The sequence below is a fragment of the Pseudomonas fluorescens genome, from assembly GCF_902497745.1.
GTDB lineage: Bacteria > Pseudomonadota > Gammaproteobacteria > Pseudomonadales > Pseudomonadaceae > Aquipseudomonas > Aquipseudomonas fluorescens_BM.
The window spans coordinates 90,378-108,350 of record NZ_CABVHJ010000014.1 but is presented as its reverse complement, the minus strand read 5'-3'; the positions used below and the strand labels follow the sequence as shown (position 1 = coordinate 108,350).

Below are 17,973 nucleotides of genomic sequence, written 5' to 3'. Positions count from 1 at the left end.
CCCAGAGGGAGAGGGGGCCGACCGAGTTGTCTAGGGTTGTACATCGACCTGAACGACCTTATCGATTATGGATTCGGCAAAGCAGTTTCAGGTCGGCGTACTCCTTGAGCATCCCCCAATCAGTCCCTTCTCCCTGTTGGAGAGGGGACTGACCGAGTTGTTCTCACGCGGTGCACCGACTTGAGATATCGAGTCGACTATGGATTCGGTACAGCAGTTTCACGTCGGCGTAATTCTCAAATATCCCCCAATCAGTCCCCTCTCCCTCCGGGAGAGGGCTAGGGTGAGGGGCTTTTCAGTCAACGAACAAATCCGGCATTAGTGCCGCGTCGCTTTCTCGATCAAAGCGATATTGATCGAACTCAGTCACGCCGCTCTCCCGCAGAATCTCCTCATCAATCAACAGCCGCCCGGTAATCTGCCGTCCGCGGCTATCCAGAATCACATGCGCCGCATCCGCCATGATCGAAGGCAGACGCGCCTGCTTGAACGACTCCCGATTACCCAGCTGAAATTCAATCGCCGCCGTGGCAATCATCGTTTGCGGCCACAGTGAGTTGACGCTGATCCCGTAACCGGCAAATTCCTCACTCATCCCCAGCGTCAGCATGCTCATGCCGTACTTGGTCACCGTGTACGGGCTGAATTGCGCAAACCACTTGCTCGCCAGATTCAGCGGCGGTGACAGATTGAGAATGTGCCCGGCGGACTTCTTCAAATACGGCAGGGCAGCCTGACTGCACAGCAGCACCGCACGGGTATTGATCTGGTGCATCAGGTCGAAACGCTTGAGTTCGATGTGTTGCACACCCGTGAGCTTGATCGCCCCGGCGTTGTTCACCAGTGCATCGATCGCGCCGAAATGTTCATTGGCCTGCGCGAGCGCTTTGCGCACAGCCTCTTCATCACGCACATCCACTTGCAGGGCCAGAGCCTTTCCGCCCGCCGCCTCGACTTCCGCCGCGACGCTGTGGATGGTGCCGGGCAATTTGGCGTGGGGTTCGGCGCTCTTGGCTGCGATGACGATGTTGGCCCCATCCCTCGCGGCACGCAGCGCAATCTCACGACCAATGCCACGGCTGGCGCCGGTGATGAACAGGGTTTTGCCTTGTAACGACATGCCGATGCTCCTGCTTATTGTTATGTGAGCGGAGGGCTCGACAGACAATGTAGACCAAGCAGATCAGCAACACTGTCTCCACCATTGATCGTTCCCACGCTCTGCATGGGAATGCAGCCGTCGACGCTCCGCGTCATAGCGGTGTTAAGCATGTCGACAGTGGTGAGGCTGGAACGCGGAGCGTCCCGGGAGGCATTCCCACGCGGAGCGTGGGAACGATCAGTGCAGGGGGGGTCAGGCTGACATGACTTCGCGGATGTCGCGGGCCAGTTCGCGGACGCGTTCTTCTTCGGTGTCCCAGGAGCACATGAAGCGTGCGCCGCCCTTGCCGATGAAGGTGTAGAAGCGCCAGTTCTTCGCGGTCAGCGCGGCGATGGCCGGTTCCGACAGTTGCAGGAACACGCCGTTGGCCTGGACCGGGAACATCAGTTCGACGCCGGGAATGTCGCTGACCAGTTCGGCCAGCAGTTGCGCGCAGTGGTTGGCGTGGCGGGCGTATTTGAGCCAGGCGTCGTTTTCGAGGATGCCGACCCACGGCGCCGACAGGAAACGCATTTTCGACGCCAGTTGCCCGGCCTGTTTGCAGCGGTAATCGAAGTCTTCGGCCAGTTTGTGGTTGAAGAACAGGATCGCTTCACCCACGGCCATGCCGTTCTTGGTGCCGCCAAAGCACAGCACATCAACACCGGCCTTCCAGGTCAGATCGGCTGGTGAGCAGCCGAGGAATGCGCAGGCGTTGGAGAAGCGCGCGCCGTCCATGTGCAGGTGCAGGCCCAGCTCTTTGCAAGTGGCGCTGATGGCGCGGACTTCTTCCGGGGTGTAGACGCTGCCGACTTCTGTGGCTTGGGTCAGAGTTACGACGCGCGGTTTCGGGTAGTGGATGTCCTGGCGCTTGAGCGCGACTTCGCGGATCGACTGCGGGGTGATCTTGCCGTTTTCAGTGCCGGCGATCAGCAGTTTCGAGCCGTTGGAGAAGAATTCCGGGGCGCCGCATTCGTCGGTTTCGACGTGGGCGGTTTCCGAGCAGATCACGCTGTGGTAACTCTGGCACAGCGACGACAGGGCCAACGAGTTGGCGGCGGTGCCGTTGAAGGCGAAGAACACTTCGCAGTCGGTTTCGAACAACTGGCGGAAATGGTCGGACGCGCGCGCGGTCCATTCATCGTCGCCATACGCGCGTTGGTGGCCGTGGTTGGCCTGTTCCATTGCAGCCCAGGCTTCAGGGCAGATACCGGAATAGTTGTCGCTGGCGAATTGTTGGCTCTTGTCGGTCATGGCCGGCTTCCGTGGTCGAGACTCTTGTGAAGGCTCGTGGTCAATGATGGTGCGCACTTTACCGAAGATCTTCCGGGGAGCACACGGGATGTCACATTCAGGAAATTACCAGTTTGTAGGACGATTATGCACCTGAGCAAACGCGACGGCGCGCTGGATCTGCTCAAGTGGCTGGCGCTGCTGAGCATGTTGCTCGATCACCTGCGATATGTCGGTTTCTCCGCCGATTGGCTGTACGTGCCGGGGCGGTTGGCGTTTCCGTGGTTTTGTCTGGCGATGGCGGCGAATCTGGCGCGTGATGGTTCGCGGAGGATGGAATGGCGGTATCTGGGCTGGTTGTTGCTGTTCAGTGCTGTCAGTGAGATTCCGTATCGGTTGTACATTCCAGAGCCCGACACGTTGAATGTGATGCCGACACTGGCGCTGGGCTTGTTGGTGGCGCGGGGGTGGCAGGATCCAACGATCATGTCGCGATTGCTGGGCGTTGCTGCGCTGGTGCTGGCCGCCATGTTTCCGGAACGACTGATGTTTGGTTTCTTCGGGGTGTTGCTGCCGTTGGCGATGCTGCTGGTGTTTCGCCGTCCGTGGTATTTCAGCTTGCTGCCGGGTTTGATATGCCTCGCAGCGAATCAGTGGCAAGTGCTTTACGACTCGGCAAGGTTCGGTAGCAGCGTCGCCATTCTTGGTATTGCCACCTGTCTGTTTGCGCCAGCGCTGGGAATGTTCCTGTTGCGACATTCACGATATATCCAGCCACCGCCGATGCGGCGCTGGGCCTACGCCCTCTATCCCGCACATTTCCTCCTGCTGCTCGCCATCCGCATGGCATACACCTGACCCCTGTGGGACCGAGCCTGCTCGCGAAGAGGCCGGCACCTCCAACATAGAAGTTGGCTGACAGAGCGCTTTCGCGAGCAGGCTCGCTCCCACAGGGGATCTGCGGCGTTTCGAAGAGAGCATTTCCAGCCATGTCGTAAACGCACCTTTGCGTGGCGCGCGCAGGCATTTGAGCTGTCTGCGCCGGTCATACCATCGGCATCAAAGGGCACTGCCTTCAATGCCAGTGCCTTACCGAGACGAATGGCGCACAGATGCCGCTGGGAGAGACGCGATGTTCAGCAAGCAAGACCAGATCCAGGGTTACGACGATGCACTGCTGGCGGCGATGAATGCCGAGGAGCAACGTCAGGAAGATCACATCGAGCTGATCGCGTCGGAGAACTACACCAGCAAACGCGTGATGCAAGCGCAAGGCAGCGGCCTGACCAACAAATACGCCGAAGGCTATCCGGGCAAGCGCTACTACGGTGGCTGCGAGCACGTCGATAAAGTCGAAGCGCTAGCCATCGAACGCGCCAAGCAACTGTTCGGCGCCGATTACGCCAACGTTCAGCCACACTCCGGTTCTTCGGCCAACAGCGCCGTGTACCTGGCGCTGATCCAGCCGGGCGACACCATCCTCGGCATGAGCCTGGCCCACGGCGGTCACCTGACCCACGGCGCGAAAGTGTCGTCCTCGGGCAAGCTCTACAACGCCGTGCAGTACGGCATCAACACCGACACCGGGCTGATCGATTACGACGAAGTCGAGCGTCTCGCCGTCGAGTCCAAGCCAAAAATGATCGTCGCCGGTTTCTCCGCATACTCGAAGACTCTGGACTTCCCGCGCTTCCGTCAGATCGCTGACAAGGTCGGCGCGCTGCTGTTTGTCGACATGGCCCACGTTGCCGGGCTGGTTGCCGCCGGTCTGTACCCGAACCCGCTGCCGTACGCCGACGTGGTCACCACCACAACGCACAAAACCCTGCGCGGTCCACGTGGCGGGCTGATCCTGGCCAAGTCCAACGAAGAGATCGAGAAGAAGCTCAACGCTGCCGTGTTCCCCGGCGCCCAGGGCGGCCCGCTGATGCACGTCATCGCCGGTAAAGCCGTGTGCTTCAAGGAAGCGCTGGAGCCCGGCTTCAAGGCGTATCAGCAACAAGTGATCGATAACGCTCAGGCGATGGCCAGCGTGTTTATCAAACGTGGCTACGATGTAGTGTCCGGCGGCACCGACAACCATTTGTTCCTGGTCAGCCTGATCCGTCAGGGCCTGACCGGCAAAGACGCCGACGCCGCCCTTGGCCGCGCGCACATCACCGTCAACAAGAACGCCGTGCCGAACGACCCGCAATCGCCGTTCGTGACCTCGGGCCTGCGCATCGGCACCCCGGCGGTCACCACCCGTGGCTTCAAGGTGACCCAGTGCGAAGTGTTGGCTGGCTGGATTTGCGACATCCTCGACAACCTCGGCGATGCCGATGTCGAGGCCAATGTTGCCCAGCAAGTGTCGGCCCTGTGCGCAGACTTCCCGGTTTATCGCTGAGTGTTCTGGAGTAACTGACTATGCAACGCTATTCGGGCTTCGGCCTCTTCAAACACTCCCTCAGCCACCACGAAAACTGGCAGCGCATGTGGCGCACGCCGACGCCGAAGAAGGTCTACGACGTGGTCATCGTCGGCGGCGGCGGGCACGGCCTGGCGACTGCTTATTACTTGGCGAAAGAACACGGCATCACCAATGTTGCCGTGGTCGAGAAGGGCTGGCTGGGCGGCGGTAACACCGCGCGCAACACCACCATCGTGCGCTCCAACTACCTGTGGGACGAGTCGGCGCACCTCTACGAACACGCGATGAAATTGTGGGAAGGCCTGTCGCAGGACTTGAACTACAACGTGATGTTCTCCCAGCGTGGCGTCTACAACCTGTGCCACACCCTGCAGGACATCCGTGATTCCGAGCGTCGGGTCAGCGCCAATCGCCTCAACGGCGTCGATGGTGAACTGCTCAACGCCAAGCAAGTCGCTGACGAGATTCCGTACCTCGACTGCTCGAAAAACACTCGCTACCCGGTGATGGGCGCGACCGTTCAGCGTCGCGGCGGCGTCGCCCGTCACGATGCCGTGGCCTGGGGCTTTGCCCGTGCCGCCGATGCCTTGGGCGTGGACTTGATCCAGCAGACCGAAGTGATCGGTTTCCGCAAGGAAAACGGCGTGTGCATCGGTGTTGAAACCAACAAGGGTTTCATCGGCGCCAAACGCGTTGGTGTGGTCACGGCCGGTAACTCCGGGCACATGGCCAAACTCGCCGGTTTCCGTCTGCCGATCGAATCCCACCCGCTGCAAGCGCTGGTGTCCGAGCCGATCAAGCCGATTATCGACAGCGTGATCATGTCCAACGCCGTGCACGGTTACATCAGCCAGTCCGACAAGGGTGACCTGGTGATCGGCGCCGGTATCGACGGCTACAACGGCTACGGCCAGCGCGGTTCGTACCCGGTGATCGAGCACACCATTCAGGCCATCGTCGAGATGTTTCCGGTGTTGTCCCGCGTGCGCATGAACCGTCAGTGGGGCGGCATCGTCGACACCACCCCGGACGCTTGCCCGATCATTTCGAAAACTCCGGTACCGAACATGTTCTTCAACTGCGGTTGGGGCACCGGTGGCTTCAAGGCAACTCCTGGCTCGGGCAACGTGTTTGCCGCGAGTCTGGCCAAGGGTGAAATGCACCCGTTGGCCGCACCTTTCTCCATCGACCGTTTCCACAACGGTGCGTTGATCGATGAACACGGCGCTGCTGCGGTTGCCCACTAACAGGAGAAATCCCCATGTTGCATATCTTCTGTCCTCACTGCGGCGAACTGCGCTCCGAAGAGGAATTCCACGCATCCGGTCAGGCGCACATTCCGCGTCCGCTCGATCCAGGCGCCTGCACCGACGAGGAGTGGGGCGACTACATGTTCTTCCGCGATAACCCGCGCGGTCTGCACCACGAGCTGTGGGATCACGTCGCCGGTTGCCGTCAGTACTTCAACGTCACCCGCGACACCGTGACCTACGAGATTCTCGAGAGCTACAAGATCGGCGAGAAGCCACAATTCACCGACAAGGCTGGCACTGCGAAAACAGCCACGACGGCGCTGGGAGAGAAGGTATGAGCCAGACCAATCGCCTGTCCAACGGTGGACGGATCGACCGCAACAAAGTGCTGAGCTTCACCTTCAACGGCCAGAGCTACAAAGGCTTCGAGGGTGACTCGCTGGCCGCCGCGCTGATCGCCAACGGCGTCGACATCATCGGCCGCAGCTTCAAGTATTCGCGTCCTCGCGGCATCTTTGCTGCCGGTGCCGAAGAGCCGAACGCGGTGCTGCAGATCGGTGCCACCGAAGCCACCCAGATTCCCAACGTGCGCGCCACGCAACAAGCGCTGTATCAAGGTCTGGTCGCGACCAGTACCAACGGCTGGCCAAGCGTCAACAACGACATGATGGGCATTCTCGGCAAGGTCGGCGGCAAGCTGATGCCGCCGGGTTTCTACTACAAAACTTTCATGTACCCGCAATCGTTCTGGATGACTTACGAGAAGTACATTCGCAAGGCTGCCGGTCTCGGCCGTTCGCCGACCGAGGTCGATCCGGACACCTACGACTACATGAACCAGCACTGCGACGTGCTGATCGTCGGCGCCGGCCCTGCCGGTCTCGCCGCTGCCTTGGCCGCTGCGCGCAGCGGTGCCCGAGTGATTCTTGCCGATGAGCAGGAAGAGTTCGGCGGTAGCCTGCTCGATTCCCGCGAAAGCCTCGACGGCAAACCGGCGATGGACTGGGTCGCCAGCGTCATCACCGAACTGAAGAACACCCCGGACGTGCTGCTGTTGCCGCGCGCCACGGTCAACGGTTACCACGACCACAACTTCCTGACCATTCACGAACGCCTCACCGATCACCTCGGCGACCGTGCGCCAATCGGTCAGGTGCGTCAGCGCATTCACCGTGTTCGCGCCAAGCGTGTCGTGCTGGCGACCGGTGCTTGCGAGCGTCCGCTGGTTTACGGCAACAACGACGTGCCGGGCAACATGCTCGCTGGTGCGGTGTCGACTTACGTGCGTCGCTACGGCGTAGCGCCGGGCAAGAAGCTTGTCCTCAGCACCAACAATGATCACGCCTACCGCGTGGCACTGGATTGGCTCGATGCCAGTCTGCAAGTGGTGGCCATCGCCGATGCGCGCAGCAATCCGCGTGGTGCGCTGGTGGAAGAAGCCCGCGCCAAAGGCATCCGCATTCTCACCGGCAGCGCCGTAATCGAAGCCCGTGGCAGCAAGCGCGTCACCGCTGCCCGCGTTGCCGCGATTGATGTCAAAGCCCATTCGGTGACCAGCCCGGGCGAATGGCTCGACTGCGATTTGATCGCCAGTTCCGGCGGTTACAGCCCGGTGGTTCACCTGGCCTCGCACCTCGGTGGCAAACCGACCTGGCGTGAAGACATCCTCGGTTTTGTACCGGGCGAAGCACCGCAGAAACGCGTGTGCGTCGGCGGCATCAATGGCGTCTACGGTCTCGGCGATTCGCTGGCTGACGGTTTTGAAGGTGGCGTGCGCGCTGCCGCTGAAGCCGGTTTCCAGACCGTCGAAGGCGTGTTGCCGAAAGCCCTGAGCCGTCACGAAGAACCGACGCTGGCGCTGTTCCAGGTGCCGCATGAAAAGAACACCGCACGGGCGCCGAAGCAATTCGTCGACCTGCAAAACGACGTGACCGCTGCCGCCATTGAACTGGCGACCCGCGAAGGTTTCGAGTCGGTCGAGCACGTCAAACGCTACACCGCGCTGGGCTTCGGCACCGATCAGGGCAAGCTCGGCAACGTCAACGGTCTGGCCATTGCCGCCCGCTCGCTGAACGTGACAATTCCGCAGATGGGCACCACGATGTTCCGCCCGAACTACACGCCGGTGACTTTCGGCGCGGTGGCCGGTCGTCACTGTGGGCACATCTTCGAACCGGTTCGCCACACCGCGCTACACGCCTGGCATGTGAAGAATGGCGCTGAGTTTGAAGACGTCGGTCAGTGGAAGCGTCCTTGGTACTTCCCGAAAAACGGCGAAGATCTGCATGCCGCGGTGAAGCGTGAATGCAAAGCCGTGCGCGACAGCGTCGGCCTGCTCGACGCCTCGACCCTCGGCAAGATCGACATTCAAGGCCCGGATGCCCGCGAGTTCCTCAACCGCGTGTACACCAACGCCTGGACCAAACTCGACGTGGGCAAGGCCCGCTACGGTTTGATGTGCAAAGAAGACGGCATGGTCTTCGACGACGGTGTGACGGCGTGCCTGGCCGACAACCATTTCGTCATGACCACCACCACCGGCGGCGCCGCACGCGTGCTGCAGTGGCTGGAGCTGTACCACCAGACCGAATGGCCGGACATGAAGGTTTACTTCACCTCCGTCACCGACCACTGGGCGACCATGACCCTGTCCGGGCCGAACAGCCGCAAGCTGCTCAGCGCCGTGACCGACATTGATCTGAGCAACGAAGCGTTCCCGTTCATGACCTGGAAAGAAGGTCTGGTCGGCGGCGTGCCAGCGCGGGTGTTCCGCATCTCGTTTACCGGTGAGCTGTCGTACGAAGTCAACGTCCAGGCCGACTACGCGATGGGCGTGCTGGAGAAAATCGTCGAGGCCGGCAAGCAGTACAACCTGACCCCGTACGGCACCGAAACCATGCACGTCCTGCGTGCCGAAAAGGGTTTCATCATCGTCGGTCAGGATACGGACGGCTCGATGACTCCGGACGACTTGAACATGGGCTGGTGCGTCGGTCGCACCAAACCGTTCTCGTGGATCGGCCAGCGTGGGATGAACCGTGAAGACTGCGTGAAGGATCAGCGTAAACAACTGGTCGGTCTGAAGCCGATCGATCCGAACGTGTGGCTGCCGGAGGGCGCGCAACTGGTGTTCAACACCAAGCAGACGATTCCGATGACCATGGTCGGTCACGTGACCTCCAGCTATGCGCACAACTCCCTCGGTTATTCGTTTGCCATGGGTGTGGTCAAAGGCGGTCTGAAGCGTCTCGGTGAGCGGGTGTTTGCACCGCTGGCCGATGGCAGCGTGATCGAGGCGGAAATCGTTTCTTCAGTGTTCTTCGATCCGAAGGGGGATCGCCAGAACATCTGACGGCCTCAAGAACTGTGGGCGGGCGGCTATTCGCGAGCAGGCTCGCTCCCACATTCGACCGCGTTCCCCTGTGGGAGCGAGCCTGCTCGCGAAAGCGGCAGATCAGCCACCGCAGGAACCAACAGAATTCAGGAAGGTGCTTTATGACCACAGCCAATGTTTACCAACAACGCCCGACCACCGGCGCCCGTGCCGAGTCGTCGCTGCACCATGCCGACCTCGCCAGCCTGGTCGGCAAGGGCCGCAAGAACGCCGGCGTGATCGTGCGTGAGAAAAAACTCCTCGGCCACCTGACCATCCGTGGCGATGGCCACGATGCCGCGTTCGCTGCCGGTGTGCACAAAGCCCTGGGCATTGAATTGCCCGGCGCTCTGAGCGTCATCGTCAAAGGCGAAACCAGCCTGCAATGGATGGGCCCGGACGAGTGGTTGCTGATCGTGCCGAGCGGCGAAGAGTTCGCCGCCGAACAGAAACTGCGTGAAGCGCTGGGCGATCTGCACATCGCGATCGTCAACGTCAGCGGCGGTCAGCAAGTGCTCGAACTGAGCGGGCCGAACGTGCGTCAGGTGCTGATGAAGTCGACCAGCTATGACGTGCACCCGAATAATTTTCCGGTGGGTAAAGCGGTCGGCACGGTGTTCGCCAAATCGCAGTTGATGATTCGCCATACGGCTGAAGACACTTGGGAACTGCTGATTCGTCGTAGCTTTTCGGATTACTGGTGGTTGTGGTTGCAGGATGCTTCGGCTGAGTACGGGTTGAGCGTTCAGGCCTGACAGATCAAGAGCTACCCCCTCACCCCAGCCCTCTCCCCCAGGGGGAGAGGGGGAAAGGGAGCAGATTTGTGGAGTTTTCGAGCCTGAGTTCGCCGCGATATTTCAGGTCGGCGTAGCTCGAAAGAACACCTCGGTCAGTCCCCTCTACCTCCGGGAGAGGGCTAGGGTGAGGGGAAAAATTCCCCCAGACACCCCGCACAAAGAACAGGAGTCACCGCACCATGAGCCGCGCCCCAGACACATGGATTCTGACCGCCGATTGCCCCAGCGTCCTCGGCACCGTGGACGCGGTCACGCGTTTCCTGTTCGAGCAGGGCTGCTACGTCACCGAGCACCATTCGTTCGATGACCGCCTCTCCGGGCGTTTCTTCATTCGCGTGGAATTCCGTCAGCCCGACGGTTTCGACGAACAGTCCTTCCGCGCCGGGCTCGCCGAACGCGGTCAGGCCTTCGGCATGATCTTCGAACTGACCGCGCCGAACTACCGGCCAAAAGTGGTGATCATGGTCTCCAAGGCCGATCACTGCCTCAACGACTTGCTCTACCGCCAGCGCATCGGCCAGTTGTCGATGGATGTGGCGGCGGTGGTCTCCAACCACCCGGATCTGAAACCGCTGGCCGACTGGCACCAGATTCCCTACTACCATTTCCCCCTCGACCCCAACGACAAACCGTCGCAGGAGCGTCAGGTGTGGCAGGTGATCGAAGAGTCCGGCGCCGAACTGGTGATCCTCGCCCGCTACATGCAGGTGCTGTCGCCGGAGCTGTGCCGCAAGCTCGATGGCAAGGCGATCAACATTCATCACTCGCTGCTGCCGGGCTTCAAGGGCGCCAAGCCGTATCACCAGGCGTACAACAAGGGTGTGAAACTGGTTGGCGCGACGGCGCATTACATCAATAACGATCTGGATGAAGGGCCGATCATTGCTCAAGGCGTCGAGGCGGTGGATCACAGTCATTACCCCGAGGATCTGATTGCCAAGGGGCGCGATATCGAAGGCCTGACGCTGGCGCGGGCCGTTGGGTATCACATTGAGAGACGGGTGTTTTTGAACGCCAATCGTACGGTCGTACTTTAGATCGCTAAAAGATCGCAGCCTTCGGCAGCTCCTACAGGGGGATGCGATTCATGTAGGAGCTGCCGAAGGCTGCGATCTTTTGATTTACCGAGCACTCAACGCGCTGCCTGCCTGGGCAACGCGGTTCCATAAAAACAACAGCGAGGTGAAAGCATGTCTGGCAATCGTGGTGTGGTGTATCTCGGCGCTGGCAAGGTCGAAGTACAGAAAATCGACTATCCGAAAATGCAGGACCCGCGCGGTCGCAAGATCGAGCACGGGGTCATTCTCAAAGTGGTTTCCACCAATATCTGCGGCTCCGACCAGCACATGGTGCGCGGCCGTACCACGGCGCAGACCGGTCTGGTGCTGGGCCACGAGATCACCGGCGAGGTGATCGAAAAAGGCTCCGACGTCGAAAACCTGAAAATCGGCGACCTGGTTTCCGTGCCGTTCAACGTGGCGTGCGGGCGCTGCCGTTCCTGCAAAGAGCAACACACCGGCGTCTGCCTGACCGTCAACCCGGCCCGAGCCGGCGGTGCTTACGGTTACGTCGACATGGGCGATTGGACTGGCGGTCAGGCCGAGTACGTGCTGGTGCCGTACGCCGATTTCAACCTGCTGAAACTGCCGGACCGCGACAAGGCCATGGAGAAAATCCGCGACCTGACCTGCCTCTCCGATATCCTCCCGACCGGTTACCACGGCGCCGTCACTGCCGGCGTTGGCCCGGGCAGCACCGTTTACATTGCCGGCGCCGGCCCGGTCGGTCTGGCCGCTGCCGCTTCCGCGCGCCTGCTCGGTGCTGCGGTGGTGATCGTCGGCGACGTCAACACCATCCGCTTGGCTCACGCCAAATCCCAGGGTTTTGAAATCGTCGACCTGTCCAAGGACACCCCGCTGCACGAACAGATCGCCGCACTGCTGGGCGAGCCGGAAGTGGATTGCGCAGTGGACTGCGTCGGCTTCGAAGCACGCGGCCACGGCCACGACGGCGTGAAAGCCGAGGCTCCGGCCACCGTGCTCAACTCACTGATGGGTGTGGTCCGCGTTGCCGGCAAAATCGGTATCCCCGGCCTGTACGTCACCGAAGATCCGGGTGCCGTGGACGCTGCTGCGAAAATGGGCAGCCTGAGCATTCGCTTCGGTCTGGGCTGGGCCAAGTCGCACAGCTTCCACACCGGCCAGACCCCAGTGATGAAGTACAACCGCCAACTGATGCAGGCGATCATGTGGGATCGCATCAACATCGCCGAAGTGGTGGGCGTGCAAGTGATCAGCCTCGATCAGGCGCCGGAAGGCTATGGCGAGTTCGATGCGGGCGTGCCGAAGAAGTTTGTGATTGATCCGCATAAGTTGTTTAGTGCGGCGTAGGGTTTAAAATGAATGAAAGAAGCGGCACTTCTGAGAAGTGCCGTTTTTGTTGGTGGGATAAATAACAGTTTTTTCTGAACAGTGGGCGAGATTAATTAAACGCACATTTTAGTTCGTCGTCAGCTACGCAGTCGTTGCCGCTCCAGTTGGCCCCAGCACCTGTAACCGGTTTTCCTGTGGGCAACTCCACGCCTAACGATCCGCCTGCCGTAGAATTTTCGTATCTACAAATAACCTTGGCAGAACTGTTTTCTTTATTCAGTAAGCGAGCGGAAGTGAACTTTAGACTTTTCAATGTGGGCTGGTCTACGTCTGGCATGACATTGACTTTTACTGGATTTCCATCAAGTCCCGTGACTGTATATATTCCTTCTTCAAGTTTGTGAAAAGAGGATCCTGGAGGGCAAGATTCCGCATGGGCCGTACTTGCAAGGAATGCTGATATCAACAAGCAGGGAGTTAATTTCTTAAGCATGGTGTTGTACTCATTTATTTACGTTGGGTGCTTATGGTCTTCCAGTTTTTAGACGATGAGTACTGATACTTATGACAGTTTTTTAGAATTCTTAGCTACTGATATTTTTTTCTTAATCGCGAACGACAATAACAATTTTCAGCATTGGTTCTACGCCTTCCAATGCGAGGCGAAGCTCAACTCGGCATGAAACTATGCCGTAGCCCTTACCCAGACTGGAACTTCTGACACGTAGGGTTCAAACAAGCGGTTACATCCTCCATTCCATAGTGGGCTTTTCATGCTTTAAATAAAGCCGAAGACTTTTTCGTCGTTAAATCACTTAACTGTACCGGTTTGCCTGTTTGACATGTCTGTGCTTCCTGCATTGTAAGGTTGGTATCACACGGTGCGACCCAAGACGTACGCTAATGAAAAGACAACCCGTACGGTTGTCTTTGTATCGCTACTTTTTCTTGCCCTGGAATGCGCATTTATTGACGTCACCGTCAGCCGCTGTGCATTCATTACCCGTCCAACCGCTTCCAGTGGTGCTAATCGGAGTACCGTTTCGGTATCCGGCCGATACACCTAGGTCGTCCTTGCCTTCATATCTGCAGATGACAACCGATTTGGAAGTGTTTTTATCCTTGACGAGTGCAGAGGTGAAGCTGAGATCTTCAGCGTCTTGTGATCGGGACACCGAAATTGTTGGGCAGGTCGCTGCGTAGGTGGAACTCATCATGTTCAAACTGATCACCAGGCTGGTGACAACTTTAAGCTTCATTACTTTTGCTCCGTTACTTAAATGGGAGCCGCAATTTTCGCGCGGATGATGAATAGCGCCTACTGTCAGGTCTGACAGGTTTATAGTTCATTTTGAAATATCTATTCGAACGGTTCGCAACTAAAGAGTCTAAAAGACCGCAGCGTTCAGTTGTTTCGGGCGTTGAGGTCTTGCGGGGAGTCAGCCTCGATCAGGGTGACCTCAGGGTCGCCGTTGTAAGGCAAGGTCATAAGCTACCCTCACCCCAGCCCTCTCCCTAAGGGAGAGGGGGAAAGGGAGCAGATTTTCGTAGTTTTCGGGTTCGAGTTCGGCTCGGTATTTCAGGTCGATAAAACTCGAGAGAACACCACGGTCAGTCCCCTCTCCCTCTGGGAGAGGGCTAGGGTGAGGGGCTTTGCTTTACAGCGCCGCCAGCGTCCCTTGATACAGAACCGGTCCGGTCGGTTGCCCAGTCGGCGAACCACCTTTAGGTTCAAGACTTACCGCCAGCGCAATCGGTTTGCCGATCAAGGCTTTCTGCGCCTCACTCAACTCAACCTTGCCTTTGCCCCCCGCCGGAATCACACCCAGCGAAATCGGCTTGCCATCCGCCGGAATCACCCACAACTCCAGGCTATGATCCGCATCAACGGCCGCCAACGTCAGCGGCTCAACTTGCAGATAATCCGCATGTGCCTCGACCTTCAGCGCCGGTTGCGCATCGGCTGTCAGCAGCGTGGCGTGGTAGCGGGCGTCGTCGCGGTTGTACAGCGAGCCGAGGAACACCAGCACCACGATCGAACACAGCGCAGCGGTAACCCGTAGCCAGTTCCAGAACGGCCGCTTCTCGGGCACATGCAGCACTTGCGGTTCGATCCGCGCGGTAATGCCTTGCCATACTCGGTCGGGCACCGGATGCTCCGGCAGCGCTTCGGTGAGAGAGGCGAGGCTTTCCTGCCATTGCGCCACTTCAGCTCGTAACACAGCGTCGTCCAGCAGCAATTGTTCAAACCGCCGCCGCGCAGGCGCAGACATCAAGCCAATCGCATAATCGGCAGCCAGAGCGCGACGCAGGGCAGGGATCTGGTAGTTCATGATTCAAGGCACCGGCGCAGACGTTCCATGCCACGACGGATCCACGATTTCACCGTCCCCAGTGGCGTTGCCAAGTGTTCGGAGAGTTCCGTGCACGACAATCCCTGAAAGTACGCCACAGTGATCGACTGGCGCTGCATGCTGTCGAGGGTTTCGAGGCAACGGTTCAACGCATGGGCCTCACGGGCGCTGTTCAGTTGGTCGTGAGCGGAGGGGCTTTCGTCCGGCAGCGCATCCTGTTCGAGATCCGTCAGCGGTCGGTCGCGGTGTTTGCGCAATTGATCAATGGCCTGATTGCGCGTGATGTTGATCATCCACGTCAGCGGTGCCGACAGGTGCGCTTCGTAGCGTGAGGCGTTGTTCCAGATGCGCACGAAGGCTTCCTGCAGCACTTCTTCGGCCAGATCGGCACGGCCCATGAAGCGCAGGGCGACGCCATGCAGACGCGGGCCGACGCTGCGATAGAGCGTTTCGAAGGCGCGACGATCACCCAGTGAACACTGGGCCAACAACTGTCGCAGCTGATCGGTGTCGGCGATGGAAATGACGACTCTCCAGGCAAAGGTCGGGCGACGAGGGCTGGGCTCGGACTGTTCACAGGCTAGTTCAGCGACAGCGGTTGTGCCATTCATCACGAGGGTGTCCGGGATTTCACGTTTTATATACGCAGGCCGGACGAAAATGGATGCGCCGCGCCGGAACATGCCCGCGGATACCCGGTCAAACCGGCAGTTTCACTGCCCGTTCAGCGGGTGGTTTTCACAGCGCAAGAGGATGTCTGAATGAAGATTTCACGCGGTTTTGCCTTGGCATCGCTCCTGACCCTGGCCGCCGGGCCGGTGTTTGCCGGTTTCAGTCTCAACGACGTCGCTGGTGCGGTTTCGGGGATGCAGGGCGGTGACAAGGCGGCCGCTGCGGCGCCGACCTCGGAAACCGCCGGTTTGCTCAGTGCCCTCAGTGCGCTGGATGTCACGCCGGAGCAAGCCGTTGGCGGCACCAGTGCGATGCTCGGGCTGGCGAAGAATCAGTTGAGCAGCACCGATTACTCACAACTGGCCAAAGAAGTGCCGGGCATCGACAAACTGTCGGGTGGCAGCGGCAATCTGGCGGCGCTGGGCGCCTTGCTCGGTTCATCCGGCAAGTCTGCCGGGCTGGAAAATGCGCTGGGCAATGTCAAGGACACCAACGACCTGAACAATGCCTTCAGCGCACTGGGCATGGACAGCGGCATGATCGGCCAGTTTGCCCCGGTGCTCCTGCAATATCTTGGTCAGCAGGGCGTCGGCGGTTCGCTGCTGAGCAGCCTGGGCAGCATCTGGGGCGCCGGCACCGGTAGCTGATTCAGCCGCGCTCGCTGCGCAGCTCGGCGATGCGCTGATCCTTCTCGTTCCAGAGCTGGTTGACCCAGCTCTGGACCTTCTGGCGAAACGCCGGATCATTCTCGTAATCGCCTTGCCAGAGCGCCGGGTCGAGTTCGCGGGTCTTGATGTCGATGATCACGCGCGGCACGTTGCCGCTGATCAAATCCCAGAAACCCGGAATTCGCTCCTTTGGATAAACCACGGTGACGTCGAGAATCGCATCCAGCTGTTCACCCATCGCGGCCAAGACAAACGCCACACCGCCGGCCTTGGGCTTGAGCAAGTGGCTGAACGGTGATTGTTGCTGCGCGCTTTTCGCCGCGGTATAGCGCGTGCCTTCCAGATAATTGACCACGGTCACCGGCTGCCGCTTGAACAGCTCGCACGCCTGTTTGGTGATTTCCAGATCCTTGCCGGCCAGTTCCGGGTTTTTCGCCAGAAAGGCTTTGGTGTAGCGCTTCATGAACGGGTAATCCAGCGCCCACCACGCCAGCCCCAGAAACGGTACCCAGATCAGCTCTTTCTTGAGGAAGAATTTGAAGAACGGCGTGCGCCGGTTGAGCGTCTGGATCAGCGCCGGAATGTCGACCCACGACTGGTGGTTGCTGACCACCAGATACGAGGTATCGCCGCGCAAGTCTTCACCGCCGCGAATGTCCCACTGGGTGGGGATGCACAGGCGGAAAATCAGCTTGTCGATCTCGGCCCAGGTCTCGGCGATCCACATCACCGCCCCCGACGCGTAATCGCGCCAGCGGCCCGGGGCGACCAGTTTGAGCAGGGCAAATACCAGCAACGGCCCGATCAGGATCAGGGTGTTGAGCAACAGCAGCAGGGTGACGAAACAGCCGGTGAGCAGGCGGCGCATAAGCAACTCTTTGCAAACGGATGGGCGCGCCATGATAAGCAGCTTCGCGCGGCAGGCCAAATCGGTGGTGACGAATGTTTCACTTTTGGGCCGGTATGCTTTGCTCAAGCGTTGTGTTGAATGTGCTGGCCTCTTCGCGAGCAGGCTCGCTCCCACACTGGATTCAGGTGTATTAAAAATGTGCGCTCAACACAAAAACCTGTGGGAGCGAGCCTGCTCGCGAAAGCGATTTCAAGGCGAACGAATGCCTCAATGGGTGTCTAAAACTCCAGTCTGCCGCCCTCATTTTCCAAGGAAGCCCCTTACGTGAAATCCCTCCTTGCACTGTTTGCCCTCGTCGCCCTGCCGGTCATGGCCGCCGAGCCGACCCTGTACGGGCGCTACGAATACATTGCGCTGCCGGAAATCGGCGGTGAGGTGCTCAAGGCCAAGATGGACACCGGTGCGCTGACCGCCTCGCTGTCGGCCAAAGACATCGAAACCTTCACCCGTGATGGCGACGAATGGGTGCGTTTCCGCCTCGGCACCAAAGACGCCAGCAACAAGGTCTACGAACACAAGGTCGCGCGGATCAGCAAGATCAAGAGCCGCTCGGATGAAGAGGACGAGGGCGAAAGCACCGAAGTCGCCAAACGCCCGGTGGTCGATCTGGAGCTGTGCCTGGGTAACGTCAAGCGTACCGTTGAGGTCAACCTGACCGACCGCAGCAACTTCAACTATCCGCTGCTGATCGGTGCCAAGGCCTTGCGCGAGTTTGGCGCTGCGGTAAACCCGGCGCGGCGCTTCACCGCCGACAAACCGGACTGCTGAGCCAAGTGGTCTCATTGACGTA

The 17,973-nt window shown here is 59.6% G+C and carries 17 protein-coding genes; 10 read left to right on the top strand and 7 right to left on the bottom strand.

All coding sequences use genetic code 11. The annotated features are described in order from the left end of the window. Nucleotides 1–295 precede the first annotated feature (295 nt). Nucleotides 296–1,120, bottom strand: a complete 825-nt coding sequence (locus F8N44_RS21280; RefSeq protein ID WP_150651693.1) for an SDR family oxidoreductase — start codon at nt 1,118–1,120, stop codon at nt 296–298. A gap of 234 nt (nt 1,121–1,354) precedes the next feature. After that, nucleotides 1,355–2,395, bottom strand: a complete 1,041-nt coding sequence (locus F8N44_RS21275) for a low specificity L-threonine aldolase (RefSeq protein ID WP_038363178.1) — start codon at nt 2,393–2,395, stop codon at nt 1,355–1,357. Between the two features lie 126 nt (nt 2,396–2,521). Between F8N44_RS21275 and F8N44_RS21270 the strand changes: the two genes are divergently transcribed. From F8N44_RS21270 to fdhA, 8 genes are all read left to right on the top strand, one after another. Then, nucleotides 2,522–3,232: a TraX family protein gene (locus tag F8N44_RS21270; protein ID WP_150651692.1), complete on the top strand. Its 711-nt coding sequence runs from the start codon at nt 2,522–2,524 to the stop codon at nt 3,230–3,232. Nucleotides 3,233–3,506: 274 nt separating this feature from the next. Beyond that, the gene (locus tag F8N44_RS21260) at nt 3,507–4,760 is read left to right on the top strand and encodes a serine hydroxymethyltransferase (RefSeq protein WP_007913117.1); all 1,254 of its coding nucleotides are present in this window, start codon (nt 3,507–3,509) and stop codon (nt 4,758–4,760) included. Nucleotides 4,761–4,780: 20 nt separating this feature from the next. Continuing rightward, nucleotides 4,781–6,031, top strand: coding sequence for a sarcosine oxidase subunit beta (locus F8N44_RS21255; RefSeq protein WP_003206307.1), 1,251 nt, complete (start codon nt 4,781–4,783; stop codon nt 6,029–6,031). 14 nt (nt 6,032–6,045) lie between these two features. Further along, nucleotides 6,046–6,375, top strand: a complete 330-nt coding sequence (locus tag F8N44_RS21250; RefSeq protein ID WP_090286971.1) for a sarcosine oxidase subunit delta — start codon at nt 6,046–6,048, stop codon at nt 6,373–6,375. Next, nucleotides 6,372–9,389, top strand: coding sequence for a sarcosine oxidase subunit alpha (locus F8N44_RS21245; protein WP_150651690.1), 3,018 nt, complete (start codon nt 6,372–6,374; stop codon nt 9,387–9,389). Before F8N44_RS21250 ends, F8N44_RS21245 begins: the two co-directional genes overlap by 4 nt. A 143-nt stretch (nt 9,390–9,532) precedes the next feature. Further along, the gene (locus F8N44_RS21240; RefSeq protein ID WP_034155013.1) at nt 9,533–10,165 is read left to right on the top strand and encodes a sarcosine oxidase subunit gamma; all 633 of its coding nucleotides are present in this window, start codon (nt 9,533–9,535) and stop codon (nt 10,163–10,165) included. Nucleotides 10,166–10,386: 221 nt separating this feature from the next. After that, on the top strand, nt 10,387–11,244 hold the full coding sequence (gene purU, locus F8N44_RS21235; protein ID WP_008086918.1) for a formyltetrahydrofolate deformylase: 858 nt from the start codon (nt 10,387–10,389) through the stop codon (nt 11,242–11,244). A gap of 153 nt (nt 11,245–11,397) precedes the next feature. Further along, a complete protein-coding gene (fdhA, locus tag F8N44_RS21230; RefSeq protein ID WP_034155015.1) occupies nt 11,398–12,597 on the top strand; it encodes a formaldehyde dehydrogenase, glutathione-independent in 1,200 nt (399 codons plus the stop codon). Between the two features lie 91 nt (nt 12,598–12,688). Here fdhA and F8N44_RS21225 read toward each other — a convergent pair whose 3' ends face one another. The 4 genes from F8N44_RS21225 to F8N44_RS21210 form a co-directional block, all read right to left on the bottom strand. Further along, a complete protein-coding gene (locus F8N44_RS21225; RefSeq protein ID WP_150651689.1) occupies nt 12,689–13,072 on the bottom strand; it encodes a DUF3757 domain-containing protein in 384 nt (127 codons plus the stop codon). Nucleotides 13,073–13,517: 445 nt separating this feature from the next. Then, the gene (locus tag F8N44_RS21220; protein ID WP_150651688.1) at nt 13,518–13,838 is read right to left on the bottom strand and encodes a hypothetical protein; all 321 of its coding nucleotides are present in this window, start codon (nt 13,836–13,838) and stop codon (nt 13,518–13,520) included. 399 nt (nt 13,839–14,237) lie between these two features. Next, complete coding sequence (locus tag F8N44_RS21215) at nt 14,238–14,912, bottom strand: anti-sigma factor domain-containing protein (protein ID WP_150651687.1); 675 nt, start codon at nt 14,910–14,912, stop codon at nt 14,238–14,240. After that, a complete protein-coding gene (locus F8N44_RS21210; RefSeq protein ID WP_150651686.1) occupies nt 14,909–15,544 on the bottom strand; it encodes an RNA polymerase sigma factor in 636 nt (211 codons plus the stop codon). The genes F8N44_RS21215 and F8N44_RS21210 overlap by 4 nt, the downstream gene beginning before the upstream one ends. A 150-nt stretch (nt 15,545–15,694) precedes the next feature. Here F8N44_RS21210 and F8N44_RS21205 point away from each other — a divergent pair, with 150 nt between their 5' ends. Continuing rightward, nucleotides 15,695–16,252, top strand: a complete 558-nt coding sequence (locus F8N44_RS21205; protein WP_095112740.1) for a DUF2780 domain-containing protein — start codon at nt 15,695–15,697, stop codon at nt 16,250–16,252. A gap of 1 nt (nt 16,253) precedes the next feature. Here F8N44_RS21205 and F8N44_RS21200 read toward each other — a convergent pair whose 3' ends face one another. After that, nucleotides 16,254–17,141, bottom strand: a complete 888-nt coding sequence (locus tag F8N44_RS21200; RefSeq protein WP_150651685.1) for an acyltransferase — start codon at nt 17,139–17,141, stop codon at nt 16,254–16,256. A gap of 306 nt (nt 17,142–17,447) precedes the next feature. Here F8N44_RS21200 and F8N44_RS21195 point away from each other — a divergent pair, with 306 nt between their 5' ends. After that, nucleotides 17,448–17,951: an ATP-dependent zinc protease gene (locus F8N44_RS21195; RefSeq protein ID WP_007909997.1), complete on the top strand. Its 504-nt coding sequence runs from the start codon at nt 17,448–17,450 to the stop codon at nt 17,949–17,951. The last annotated feature ends 22 nt before the right edge of the window (nt 17,952–17,973 follow it).